Raw genomic sequence first — 8,248 nt, 5'->3', positions numbered from 1 at the left:
AAATATCTCGCTCTTCAGTTACCCGCTTAAGTTCTTGCCTGAGACGCTTTACCTCATGCTGTAGTGCATCGTCTTGCTTACGCTGCGGCTCGGGCTTCTGGTAGCGCTTAACCCAGGCGTAAAGACTATTAGTGGATACACCAAGTCGAGAGGAGACCTGTGATACAGGGTATCCCTGTTCAGTGACCTGTTTTACGGCTTCAATTTTGAATTCTTCGGTGAACGTTTTGACTGACATAAACACTCCTTCATTAGGCCTCCATTATGAGGCAAAAAAGTGTCTACGAAACCCGGGTCTATTCAGTCTGAACCATCAGATAATCGCTCTGAACGTATACGCGAACGATAGTATCGGCCCGCACCGCATTACGGTCGGTGAGCGCGATAAACTGGTTAATCGGCGTAATGACTTCAGCCATATTTCTTCTCCACTATCTGTTGAAACTCAGGTAACACGTCCAGAAAGCCCGCCATCAGCGCCGGGTGTTTATCGCTGAGAAAAGCCGCCAAATCCTCCACCACGCCCGCCGCGACGATCAGACGATCAGTCTCCGGCTGAATGCGCTTGCTGGCCGCTATCATCTTGTTGAAGCCATCCTGCAGCTTAGCCAGCAGACTGGCGTAGTCATCGGCAGGCAGCGCCGCCTGACCGTCCGCGCCTTCACGGGCTTTACGCAGTTGCTCCATCGCGTGCTTGTGGTGTTCCAGAAACTCCAGCAGCAGGTCGCGGGTGATATCCTCCGGCACGCCGGACGACAGGCGGCGGGCCGCACGCTGTTTGTCCCAGTCGTCGCCATTCTCACGAGACTCACGACGCCAGCGAATAACCGTCGCCACGCTGACGCCGTGCATCGGCCCCAGCACTTCAGGGGCGATCCCCTGGGCAATGTAATCGCGCCTGACGGCATCCCTGACCGCTTTCGGGTGCGCCATCAGCGGCCCCCCGTGGCATCAGTGCGGCGATCTATACGGTCATTCATACGCTCAATCGACTGCTTAATTTCCGAGAGCATCACCATGATCTGCTCCTGATCGCGCAGGGCATCGGACTTGAGCTGAAACACGGTGTACATCTGGCGGTTTTCCTCCCACAGGCGATTAATCGTGGAGTGGAGGGTCTTGATCCAGAAGGTAAAGCCGAATGAAAACACCCCCAGCAGAGCGGTCTGCCAGAAATCAGCGAGAGGGTTTGCGTCCATTTCTATTTGTCCTTATCCGGCACGGGCCAGAAAAATGCCTCAAGGGCGTAAAGTTTTGCGGCGTTCGTCTTGCACCAGGCTCCGTAGTCGGTGGCATGCCGCAGCAGGGCATCCGGGGGCAGACCCGGACTGTTACCGGCATACGCGCCGGGCGCGGGTGGCATCGGGGCCACCGTGACCATCGCCCGTGGGGGCTTACTGTCCTGAACGATCACCGGCGCGGGCGTGACCACCACCGGTGTATCCGAGGGCTTTGGTGTAGAGCTGCAGGCTGTGAGGCCCAATCCCGTTATAACCACAGCCAGAAATCTGCTTGTCCTGATTGTCATCGCTGACCACCTTACTGATATTCAACTGCAGCAGACTGCTGGTCTGCTTCAGCTCAGATTCTTTGTCAGCCAGCTGCAGGGCGAGCCGGTCGGCCCGCTCACGCTGCTGGCGCTCGCCATCCCTTGCCTGCAGCAGAGCCTGCTGCCCGGCCTGTGCCAGTTGCTGGCGTTCATCTGCACTGGCCTGTTTCTCACGGGCCAGCGCCGTATCGCCGTCTGCCTTCGCATCTTTGTGGCCGGAGTCATAGCCGGTGCTGTGCAGCCACCATCCGGCCCCGGCCAGCGCCGCGCAAAGCACGACGCCGGGGAAAAGACGGGTAAAAAGCCATTTAACTGCGCTGTTCATCCTTGCCTCCCGCTGGCTGGGCAACAGGCACCTTCAGTTTCTGGTGAACCTGTACGCCTGCATGTGTTACCCAGGCACCGAGATACAGGCCCAGTGCGGCATCAGGTTGCCTGTCCATCACCACGCAGATAAGCAGCGCCAGCGAGCTGACAACCAGCGCCACCATCGTGGCGGCGTCGGTAGTGGACAATCTGCCCTGTGGATTAGTGATTAGCTCAGCAAGACGGTTAAGGAGTGCCATCAGTACGATCCCCCGGAACATCAGGCCGGATACTGCGCAAAGGGAAGCTGGAAGTGCGGGCCATCCTTCAGCGTTTTCCAGTCTCCGCCCCATTCAACGGGGATGGACAGCTCTGCTGAAGCCTGTTTAAACGCCTGCGCAATCTGCTGATAGAGCGGCATGTTCCACGAAATATCACTACCGACATACGCCACCACGTCAACCGCATGCCCGGTAAGGTGGCGGCTGTTCATGGTCTGGCTGCTGCTCTGAGCGACCATCTGTTTCTGGCGTTCCTGAGAGCGGAGGCCTTCGGTGATACCAAAATCAACGGGAGACAGTTCCAGCGCACGGCGGGTCACTTTCACCAGGTCAGGTTGAACACCCTGCAGGCGGGACTCGCTGCGCTGACTGAAGCGGAAAGAAGACATAAAAAACCCTCACAAAGTTTGTGAGAGTTATTGTGATGGGAGGCGTAACTCAGGGCATGATACGGGGGTGAAGCGGTATGCCATCAGAACAGTGCCCCCTGTGCCGGGGGAGAGGTTGCCTGACGGCGGCTGGCCACAATGGCCCAGGCGCGGGTATTACCGATGCCGAATTTAGGGCCGAGTACCGTGAGCGCCATGCGCAATGATTCGCCATCGGCCAGCATGCTGTCAACCTCGGCGAGAAAACAGCGGTTGCGCCACTCACGCAGCGCGTCAGCACAGCGGGGGATCACCAGCGAACTGTCACCGCCGAAACGCTTAACCAACTGGCGGGTATTCTCGTCGCCGATAACGTCACGCAACATGGCCAGACGGCGCTCGCCAGTGTCACGCAAACCACGACCAACCGGGAAACAGGGACCACCAAAGCGCTCAATCAGCCGCTGCGTGGCGGGGAAGCCTATCACATCGGCTATCTGGCGGGCGGTATCCGGCAACAGCTCTTCGAGGGATTCAAGGTCAAACTCGCGCATATTACAGCCTCCCGTGACGCTTAGCGTCAACAATCAGCATTTGCATCAGCTTACGCACCTGATCGTCACTCAGCCACTCTACCGGCTTCTTCTCACCCAGCATGCGTTCGACGATACCATCCAGATAACCCCACGGGCGGCCAGCCTCCGCCAGCATGGCCTCAATCTTACCTAGCATAGCTTTACGGCCCGTCGCCACACGGGGACGGCGACCACGGGAAGACGGTGCAAAGCCCTGAGTGCGCATATACAGCACCACTTTTTCCAGCTCGGAGAGGGAACAGTCAGGGGCTGAGCGTTTGCCGGTCTGGCGGGCCAGCACGTCGCGATAGGTCTCATCGTCCCAGCCGAGGGATGATTTTCCGGTGTGAATGATTCGGATTAGATTTGCTTTCATTGGTGCGCCTCAAATGGAGGTGAAAAACAGGAAGTACCAGAACGAAAAAGCCCCGCACAGGGCGGGGTTTGAGCCAGTTTCAAATTGTGGTGAACAGTTTTAACGGATTAATTGGATCACAAAAACAGTATAGCGTCAATTAAATTGAATCACTTTTTACCACCCCATAGCTTTGCATTTTTGGCTTTTTCAACGGCAGATAGGATTTTCTGCTCCGGCTCACATTTCGGGGGCGTCAGGCGCGAACAAGGGGCTTTATCCGCTTTCTTGAAAGACTCAGGGTATTGATGTTTAAGCGAGTATAACCAGACAATCCCACACACCACGACAACCCCGGCTATAAGCTCTATGCCGTTGGCAATTCTCTCAAACTGATTTTCGACAAAAATCCCACTAATCATAAAGGTCACGGTTGAGAAAATAATGCCCCCGATTGCACAGTTTCTAAAAGTTTTTAATCTGTCAGACATACAAAAATCCCTCAAAAAAATAGCCTTCCGAAGAAGGCCATTATGCTATGAACGGAGACTTTCCACTATTTCCGGTGGCTTCCACGCTACAACATCCATCTGAAATAAAACAGGAACACTGACTTTAACCAGCTTCTCCACGCTACAGACCTGTTCCTCAGGGACGACGATTTTAGCGTAGCTTCGGGTAATCTCCTGGAATTTCTAGCCATTATCCTCTGCAACCTCAAGCCATGCCTCAAGCCAAAACAATCCGCCCTGAAGATAACCCAAGAACGAAGCGACATAATCTCCAGACTCAACAGCATCATTAAACGACACTGATACTAACGCCCCACCGAGGATATCACTACCAGCACCCACTGGCGGCTCCTGACCGTCAGGGAAATCAACCACAAACGTCATTTTACCCATCAGCATTCCCTCGGTTTCATTTCTTCTCTCTGTAGGCGGTCGCTCATCAGGTTGATACTGGCAGCATGGGCGATTTTCACCTGGTGAAGTGCATCCGCAAGAGCGTTATGTTTGTCGCCAGTGAAAGGGATACTTCTGACATCGATCCCCGAAAGGCGAACCAGCGTGCGCAGGTCGGCGATATTCCAGAATTTCCAGGGGTAGATGTCCTCATCGTTCGCGTCTTTCAGCGGGTTAACCCGGTCAAACCATCCCTCAAGAATGACGATATCGAAAACGGAGCCATTCCCCCACGGAATACAATGGCAACCGCCAGCATTATGTATGAACGCCCGTAGCTCTGTAGCAACCTCAATCGGGCAGGCGCGTACCGTTAAATGCCTCATCACGCGCTTCTGCGCTCTGCCTATCCCACCACTGAAGAGTACTGGTTTCTGGCATACCATAGCTGAGCGCAGCATCAATGCTCATGCGTTCATAGAAAATATCACCTGTTTTACCGGACAGAGGATCAAACTGAACCGCAGCAATCGAAAGTACAGGGCAACCCCGTTTTTTACCCAGCGTTTCTATATCAATCATGATGTTATTCATTTTTGCCTCCCGGCAGCTTCGTAGCTACGGTTATAGACAAAGCAAAATGCCTTGCTGATTAATTTAATAATCGACACGACTAAATAAGCGCACCACACCAGCGGCCAGAACAGCGCTACCATAGTTGCATCGAAAGGATCGCGTTCGGCACGTTGTCTGCCATCATGCCGGGCAATTGCTTTAAACGTACAAACAAAGCCAGTCACGTAGACCAATGCTGCGCACATCAGATAAATTATTATCATTTGCACCCGTACCTTTTTTTATGGCGTTCAATAGCCGCTTTCATCTCTGCCTGGCGGGCCTTTTTGTATACCCGGTGATTCATATTGTCCCAAAACTGCCAGCGGGATGATGAAGGTAGCGACGGGCGCTCAACCACCGTGCTGCCATCGCTGAGGTGATATTCATGGCGCTTTCCTAGCTGCTGGTACAGCGCCCCAGTAACGCTAAGCATCATCACCTCCGGTGACAGAGTTCAGACCGGCAAACGAACCTGCAGCAAGCTCCAGCTCTTTGATTTTCCGAAAATGTGTAACCACCGTTTTAGCTGTGGGGAAGAAGGTATCAATGACTTCTATCGACTTCTCTGTCAGATACCGGTTCTCTTTGCGCTTGAGGTAAGATTTGCCACCACGCTCTTTAGCAATACTGCGGGCCACACGCGCATAAGGATTAATTAAGCGCTTCCGAAGGAATATTTCCGACAGTGGGTTGTAATCCTTATGCTCTTTATTGAGAAAACCGGTCAGAGCATGACCATTCTGAGTCAGGACATAAGCCATTCTGGTTTCACGAACGGTGATTTTCATCACTTCAATCTCATGCCCCTGATACAGGAAGCGAACTGGTGCGCCAGATTTAAGCGCGCTTTCAATGCCGACCCACTGGGACTTATTGATCGCCATCGTCATCGTCCTCATCTACTGAAAATGGCAGTTTCCCCAGCAGAGTCAGGGGCAGAATGATGCCAATACGTACACCTTTAGCCTTTTCGCTACCCGCCTCAATATCAGGAATCCCTTTACCTAAAGATATAGAGGCATCGCGTTTATCAATAACAAGCTGAAGACTGGCAACTTTTTGCTTATGCCATGCTGTTAAACCCTGAACAAATGCGGCCTGTTCTTTAATTAGATTCTGATGATTAGAATCTAAGGAAGAAAATTCACGAATTAGATTCTCCACATCATGGTCGGTAATGTCGCACCATCCACTTTCATTAAGTTGTTTTATCCAGAGTTCAATCAAAGGCGTAACTGACTTGTTTTTCATAATTAATTCCTTTGTGCGTTTCAGGCGTAAGCAGTCCCCTGACGGTTTACGCCATAATTAATCGATAATTAAATTCGGTTTAAATCAGATTTAAATGCAGCCTGCAGGCGTCAGTGTTTCCGTTTTAACGAATAACGGCTCTCTGTTAATTTCGACGATTGTTCCGCATTTGAAGTCACGCGCTTCAGAAACGGTTTTAGCCGGATAGCCGCCGCGCAAAACCTTGCAGGGTTGGTAGATAAAATGGCTACCGACAACGTATGCCTGATTAAACGCTTTAGCTTTCATTGACCCCGCCCCAGCCGCGTGCAGCAGCATTAGAACAGTAAGCGATACGGGTTTCAGCCCACTGGCGACAGTGACTGGTGCGGGCGTAGGTCAGGGCAGATTGCCACAGTTCGGCAGCTTTACCCCATTCGCCATTGCGCTCTGCACGGCCCGCACCTACGGCATACAGCCCATAGTTATTACGTGCGGCGTTCTCAGCTTTCATATTCATCATCAGACCCCGGCAATATCGAGCGGAATATTGACCAGTTTTCCGTTTTCATCCTGCTCTTTAAAATTGATATAGGTGGACGTAACGGAAACGACCAGCGCTTTATTTAGCGCATTCATAGCCTGCTGCCAGAGTTCATCCTGGATATTGAGCTGGCGGAGAGAAACAATTCGCCCGGTGTTCAGCTTACCCTCTTTATCCACGTCGAAAGCATCGTTGACGAACGTCAGCAGCTTTTCATCAGCTCCCTTAGACCATGCCTTCAGACACTCATCAATCATGTCTTTAGCGACCTGTAATTCAGGGCCAAAAGCCAGTCTGTCCTGCACAGCAATCTTAATCTGCTGGCTACCGTCGAAGGTGGAAAAGGTGACATTATCTTTAATACCGCCAGGCTTGCGCCCGAATTTCTCTGACGACAGCTCCAGCCAGGCATAGCAGTCGCCAAACGATCCCCGTTTAAAGTCCGCCATATCCTGGCTCTTCCATTTCGCGATCGTATTCTGATACCTGCTCAACCGGCACCAGACGGCCTTTACGGTCTTTCATATAGCCTTCTGGCACAACAGTATTTTGATTATTAATGGACATTCTTATTTTCTCCGTCAGTAGGTTGAATTTTTTTCACTTCACAAACATCGCTGTCATTGCGTTTAAAGCCTTTACGGCATTCCAGGGCTGCAATTACCGTTTTATGAATAAACTGTGCTTGCAGGGCCTCAGCCTCAGTACACGGCCCTTCAGCCATAATGCGGGTGCCAACGCCAGTTGCATCCTCTTCGATGATGATTTTCATTTCTATCGGCATTTAATGTCTCCGGTGTGTATTTCGCTGGTTGAGTAATGTGTTTATTTCCTGCGCTGCGCGTCGGGCATATTCAATTGTCGCTGTCGCATGCGCCATTTCATGTAAGCAGTGATAATCTGCCTTCGTGTTAATTTCTGGCTCAACGTTGATACCGTCCTCCGTATGCGTGAATTTAATAATCACTGTGACTGACATAATTCACCCCATACGATGTTACCGCTGGCTTTAGGAACACCAATATTGACGGCAGTATGAGTGGTTATTTTCATAAATATGCCCTCACAATATGGGCAGGTGCTCATGCTATCCCACGTCTCACCCGCAGGGGCTGCAAGGGTCAAAATAGCGCTTTTACAATGCGGGCAATAAAAACCAAGTGTTGCCGTGCCGTTACCTTCTACACGCTTAATAAAAGCGGCATATTTCTCTTTGATGGCTGTTGACATAACTACCTCCAGATAACGGTACAGCCGTCGATATTTGACGTACGCGTGGTTTTAATCACTCCGCCCGTTTTTTCGGCCACTTCTACCACAGGCCATACTGATCCACTCAGCGGTGGCACAGCGTAGACGATGGGTAATTTGGGGTGCCAGCCAGTGACACGTCCGCCGTGAGTCTGAATTTCCATTCTGGCGCGTGAGCGGTGGCAGTTAAGAACTTGTTTATCCATGACCCGTTACTCCCTCAGTGAATTAACAGCTGCGCGTAAGTTCAATTAACTTGACGCTGA

Annotated in this window: 24 protein-coding genes; all 24 read right to left on the bottom strand. The window is 51.9% G+C overall.

Features of this window, described 5'->3' with window-relative positions; all coding sequences use genetic code 11:
- A partial coding sequence (locus BBW68_RS06685) for a transposase (RefSeq protein WP_070134528.1) occupies window positions 1-238 on the bottom strand: 238 nt, incomplete at its 3' end.
- A gap of 58 nt (window positions 239-296) precedes the next feature.
- Entirely contained in the window at window positions 297-419 is a 123-nt protein-coding gene (locus BBW68_RS20170; RefSeq protein WP_261791559.1) for a hypothetical protein, read from the bottom strand.
- Window positions 412-933: a DUF1804 family protein gene (locus tag BBW68_RS06680; protein ID WP_070134527.1), complete on the bottom strand. Its 522-nt coding sequence runs from the start codon at window positions 931-933 to the stop codon at window positions 412-414. The genes BBW68_RS20170 and BBW68_RS06680 overlap by 8 nt, the downstream gene beginning before the upstream one ends.
- Entirely contained in the window at window positions 933-1,199 is a 267-nt protein-coding gene (locus BBW68_RS06675; protein ID WP_070134526.1) for a hypothetical protein, read from the bottom strand. The genes BBW68_RS06680 and BBW68_RS06675 overlap by 1 nt, the downstream gene beginning before the upstream one ends.
- A gap of 195 nt (window positions 1,200-1,394) precedes the next feature.
- Window positions 1,395-1,874 (bottom strand): hypothetical protein, encoded by a 480-nt coding sequence (locus BBW68_RS06665; protein WP_070134524.1) that lies wholly within the window; start codon window positions 1,872-1,874, stop codon window positions 1,395-1,397.
- Window positions 1,858-2,115 (bottom strand): DUF2644 domain-containing protein, encoded by a 258-nt coding sequence (locus BBW68_RS06660; protein ID WP_245675222.1) that lies wholly within the window; start codon window positions 2,113-2,115, stop codon window positions 1,858-1,860. Before BBW68_RS06660 ends, BBW68_RS06665 begins: the two co-directional genes overlap by 17 nt.
- A 20-nt stretch (window positions 2,116-2,135) precedes the next feature.
- A complete protein-coding gene (locus BBW68_RS06655; protein ID WP_070134522.1) occupies window positions 2,136-2,525 on the bottom strand; it encodes a M15 family metallopeptidase in 390 nt (129 codons plus the stop codon).
- A gap of 83 nt (window positions 2,526-2,608) precedes the next feature.
- On the bottom strand, window positions 2,609-3,058 hold the full coding sequence (locus BBW68_RS06650) for a hypothetical protein (RefSeq protein WP_070134521.1): 450 nt from the start codon (window positions 3,056-3,058) through the stop codon (window positions 2,609-2,611).
- A gap of 1 nt (window position 3,059) precedes the next feature.
- Window positions 3,060-3,455, bottom strand: a complete 396-nt coding sequence (locus BBW68_RS06645) for a gp16 family protein (protein WP_070134520.1) — start codon at window positions 3,453-3,455, stop codon at window positions 3,060-3,062.
- Window positions 3,456-3,604: 149 nt separating this feature from the next.
- On the bottom strand, window positions 3,605-3,925 hold the full coding sequence (locus BBW68_RS06640; protein WP_070134519.1) for a hypothetical protein: 321 nt from the start codon (window positions 3,923-3,925) through the stop codon (window positions 3,605-3,607).
- A 204-nt stretch (window positions 3,926-4,129) separates the two neighbouring features.
- Window positions 4,130-4,339 (bottom strand): hypothetical protein, encoded by a 210-nt coding sequence (locus BBW68_RS06635; RefSeq protein ID WP_148127576.1) that lies wholly within the window; start codon window positions 4,337-4,339, stop codon window positions 4,130-4,132.
- Window positions 4,339-4,725 carry a 3'-5' exonuclease gene (locus BBW68_RS06630; protein WP_070134517.1) on the bottom strand — a complete coding sequence of 129 codons (387 nt, stop codon included), beginning with the start codon at window positions 4,723-4,725 and terminating at the stop codon, window positions 4,339-4,341. The genes BBW68_RS06635 and BBW68_RS06630 overlap by 1 nt, the downstream gene beginning before the upstream one ends.
- A complete protein-coding gene (locus BBW68_RS20165) occupies window positions 4,691-4,933 on the bottom strand; it encodes a 3'-5' exonuclease (protein WP_070134516.1) in 243 nt (80 codons plus the stop codon). The genes BBW68_RS06630 and BBW68_RS20165 overlap by 35 nt, the downstream gene beginning before the upstream one ends.
- Entirely contained in the window at window positions 4,930-5,178 is a 249-nt protein-coding gene (locus BBW68_RS06620) for a hypothetical protein (protein WP_070134515.1), read from the bottom strand. The genes BBW68_RS20165 and BBW68_RS06620 overlap by 4 nt, the downstream gene beginning before the upstream one ends.
- Window positions 5,175-5,390 carry a hypothetical protein gene (locus BBW68_RS06615; protein WP_083264826.1) on the bottom strand — a complete coding sequence of 72 codons (216 nt, stop codon included), beginning with the start codon at window positions 5,388-5,390 and terminating at the stop codon, window positions 5,175-5,177. Before BBW68_RS06615 ends, BBW68_RS06620 begins: the two co-directional genes overlap by 4 nt.
- The gene (locus tag BBW68_RS06610; protein WP_070134513.1) at window positions 5,383-5,841 is read right to left on the bottom strand and encodes a hypothetical protein; all 459 of its coding nucleotides are present in this window, start codon (window positions 5,839-5,841) and stop codon (window positions 5,383-5,385) included. Before BBW68_RS06610 ends, BBW68_RS06615 begins: the two co-directional genes overlap by 8 nt.
- Window positions 5,828-6,208, bottom strand: a complete 381-nt coding sequence (locus BBW68_RS06605; protein WP_070134512.1) for a hypothetical protein — start codon at window positions 6,206-6,208, stop codon at window positions 5,828-5,830. Before BBW68_RS06605 ends, BBW68_RS06610 begins: the two co-directional genes overlap by 14 nt.
- 90 nt (window positions 6,209-6,298) lie before the next feature.
- A complete protein-coding gene (locus tag BBW68_RS06600) occupies window positions 6,299-6,496 on the bottom strand; it encodes a hypothetical protein (protein ID WP_070134511.1) in 198 nt (65 codons plus the stop codon).
- Complete coding sequence (locus BBW68_RS06595) at window positions 6,486-6,710, bottom strand: ANR family transcriptional regulator (RefSeq protein WP_245675221.1); 225 nt, start codon at window positions 6,708-6,710, stop codon at window positions 6,486-6,488. The genes BBW68_RS06600 and BBW68_RS06595 overlap by 11 nt, the downstream gene beginning before the upstream one ends.
- Complete coding sequence (locus tag BBW68_RS06590) at window positions 6,710-7,180, bottom strand: DUF3164 family protein (RefSeq protein ID WP_245675220.1); 471 nt, start codon at window positions 7,178-7,180, stop codon at window positions 6,710-6,712. Before BBW68_RS06590 ends, BBW68_RS06595 begins: the two co-directional genes overlap by 1 nt.
- On the bottom strand, window positions 7,167-7,298 hold the full coding sequence (locus BBW68_RS19630; RefSeq protein WP_245675219.1) for a DUF3164 family protein: 132 nt from the start codon (window positions 7,296-7,298) through the stop codon (window positions 7,167-7,169). The genes BBW68_RS06590 and BBW68_RS19630 overlap by 14 nt, the downstream gene beginning before the upstream one ends.
- Complete coding sequence (locus BBW68_RS06585; RefSeq protein ID WP_070134509.1) at window positions 7,288-7,515, bottom strand: hypothetical protein; 228 nt, start codon at window positions 7,513-7,515, stop codon at window positions 7,288-7,290. Before BBW68_RS06585 ends, BBW68_RS19630 begins: the two co-directional genes overlap by 11 nt.
- 179 nt (window positions 7,516-7,694) lie before the next feature.
- On the bottom strand, window positions 7,695-7,961 hold the full coding sequence (locus tag BBW68_RS06580; protein WP_070134508.1) for a hypothetical protein: 267 nt from the start codon (window positions 7,959-7,961) through the stop codon (window positions 7,695-7,697).
- A 2-nt stretch (window positions 7,962-7,963) separates the two neighbouring features.
- Complete coding sequence (locus BBW68_RS16095) at window positions 7,964-8,188, bottom strand: hypothetical protein (RefSeq protein WP_083264825.1); 225 nt, start codon at window positions 8,186-8,188, stop codon at window positions 7,964-7,966.
- Window positions 8,189-8,248: the final 60 nt, after the last annotated feature.

It is taken from the genome of Candidatus Erwinia dacicola (genome assembly GCF_001756855.1).
In the GTDB taxonomy this organism is placed as follows: Bacteria; Pseudomonadota; Gammaproteobacteria; order Enterobacterales; family Enterobacteriaceae; genus Erwinia; species Erwinia dacicola.
This window is presented reverse-complemented; position numbering and strand designations above follow the sequence as displayed.

Coding starts and splice junctions, on each gene's coding strand:
- BBW68_RS20170 (WP_261791559.1), bottom strand. CDS start 419: ATGGCTGAAGTCATTACGCCGATTAACCAGTTTATCGCGCTCACCGAC.
- BBW68_RS06680 (WP_070134527.1), bottom strand. CDS start 933: ATGGCGCACCCGAAAGCGGTCAGGGATGCCGTCAGGCGCGATTACATT.
- BBW68_RS06675 (WP_070134526.1), bottom strand. CDS start 1,199: ATGGACGCAAACCCTCTCGCTGATTTCTGGCAGACCGCTCTGCTGGGG.
- BBW68_RS06665 (WP_070134524.1), bottom strand. CDS start 1,874: ATGAACAGCGCAGTTAAATGGCTTTTTACCCGTCTTTTCCCCGGCGTC.
- BBW68_RS06660 (WP_245675222.1), bottom strand. CDS start 2,115: ATGGCACTCCTTAACCGTCTTGCTGAGCTAATCACTAATCCACAGGGC.
- BBW68_RS06655 (WP_070134522.1), bottom strand. CDS start 2,525: ATGTCTTCTTTCCGCTTCAGTCAGCGCAGCGAGTCCCGCCTGCAGGGT.
- BBW68_RS06650 (WP_070134521.1), bottom strand. CDS start 3,058: ATGCGCGAGTTTGACCTTGAATCCCTCGAAGAGCTGTTGCCGGATACC.
- BBW68_RS06645 (WP_070134520.1), bottom strand. CDS start 3,455: ATGAAAGCAAATCTAATCCGAATCATTCACACCGGAAAATCATCCCTC.
- BBW68_RS06640 (WP_070134519.1), bottom strand. CDS start 3,925: ATGTCTGACAGATTAAAAACTTTTAGAAACTGTGCAATCGGGGGCATT.
- BBW68_RS06635 (WP_148127576.1), bottom strand. CDS start 4,339: ATGGGTAAAATGACGTTTGTGGTTGATTTCCCTGACGGTCAGGAGCCG.
- BBW68_RS06630 (WP_070134517.1), bottom strand. CDS start 4,725: ATGAGGCATTTAACGGTACGCGCCTGCCCGATTGAGGTTGCTACAGAG.
- BBW68_RS20165 (WP_070134516.1), bottom strand. CDS start 4,933: ATGAATAACATCATGATTGATATAGAAACGCTGGGTAAAAAACGGGGT.
- BBW68_RS06620 (WP_070134515.1), bottom strand. CDS start 5,178: ATGATAATAATTTATCTGATGTGCGCAGCATTGGTCTACGTGACTGGC.
- BBW68_RS06615 (WP_083264826.1), bottom strand. CDS start 5,390: ATGCTTAGCGTTACTGGGGCGCTGTACCAGCAGCTAGGAAAGCGCCAT.
- BBW68_RS06610 (WP_070134513.1), bottom strand. CDS start 5,841: ATGGCGATCAATAAGTCCCAGTGGGTCGGCATTGAAAGCGCGCTTAAA.
- BBW68_RS06605 (WP_070134512.1), bottom strand. CDS start 6,208: ATGAAAAACAAGTCAGTTACGCCTTTGATTGAACTCTGGATAAAACAA.
- BBW68_RS06600 (WP_070134511.1), bottom strand. CDS start 6,496: ATGAAAGCTAAAGCGTTTAATCAGGCATACGTTGTCGGTAGCCATTTT.
- BBW68_RS06595 (WP_245675221.1), bottom strand. CDS start 6,710: ATGATGAATATGAAAGCTGAGAACGCCGCACGTAATAACTATGGGCTG.
- BBW68_RS06590 (WP_245675220.1), bottom strand. CDS start 7,180: ATGGCGGACTTTAAACGGGGATCGTTTGGCGACTGCTATGCCTGGCTG.
- BBW68_RS19630 (WP_245675219.1), bottom strand. CDS start 7,298: ATGTCCATTAATAATCAAAATACTGTTGTGCCAGAAGGCTATATGAAA.
- BBW68_RS06585 (WP_070134509.1), bottom strand. CDS start 7,515: ATGCCGATAGAAATGAAAATCATCATCGAAGAGGATGCAACTGGCGTT.
- BBW68_RS06580 (WP_070134508.1), bottom strand. CDS start 7,961: ATGTCAACAGCCATCAAAGAGAAATATGCCGCTTTTATTAAGCGTGTA.
- BBW68_RS16095 (WP_083264825.1), bottom strand. CDS start 8,188: ATGGATAAACAAGTTCTTAACTGCCACCGCTCACGCGCCAGAATGGAA.